This window comes from Mesorhizobium sp. M7A.F.Ca.CA.003.01.2.1, assembly GCF_003998945.1.
GTDB lineage: Bacteria > Pseudomonadota > Alphaproteobacteria > Rhizobiales > Rhizobiaceae > Mesorhizobium > Mesorhizobium ciceri.
In genome coordinates this window covers 1-509 of record NZ_RZRA01001633.1, presented here as the reverse complement: position 1 = coordinate 509, position 509 = coordinate 1, and the positions used below count along the sequence as shown (strand labels likewise).

Below are 509 nucleotides of genomic sequence, written 5' to 3'. Positions count from 1 at the left end.
GTTGAGCTACCGCCGGGATCGCCGTTCTATTGCTCCTCAGGCGTTTGCGTGGCCAGGCACATGTCCGGTGCGATCATTGCCTATGTCGAGGACCGCAAGGACACCTGGAAAGCCTGCGGCTTCGCCGAACTGATCGTCGTCAACGACGCCACCGCCTATGACGCCTGTCACAACCCGCTGGTTCTCGTCATCACCAAGCGGCAACTGGCTCGCAAAGGCAGTGCCGCGGTCTTCTTCGATCGCCAATCGGCGACCACGCCGGCGACGATCAGCTTCGCGGTGGACAGCCCATATCGGCCCTGGCACACGCAACGCAGATACTCTCGCGAGGCGAGGGGGCTGGCACCCTTCAAGAAACCCGAGAAGCCAGTGGTCAACCCACAGCCGTCTCAGTAGCGACGGATCAGGCCGACGAGCTTGCCTTGCACCTTGACCCTGTCCGGCCCGAAAATCCGTGTCTCATAGGCTGGATTGGCGGCTTCGAGGGCAATCGAGGCGCCCTTGCGGCG

General features: G+C 62.9%; 2 pseudogenes. One reads left to right on the top strand and one right to left on the bottom strand.

Annotated features, from left to right (window positions below):
• Window positions 1-396, top strand: a pseudogene (locus EN969_RS34655) (competence protein); the annotation flags it as partial.
• Here EN969_RS34655 and EN969_RS34650 read toward each other — a convergent pair.
• Window positions 390-509: pseudogene (locus EN969_RS34650) on the bottom strand (repressor LexA); the annotation flags it as partial. The pseudogenes EN969_RS34655 and EN969_RS34650 overlap by 7 nt on opposite strands.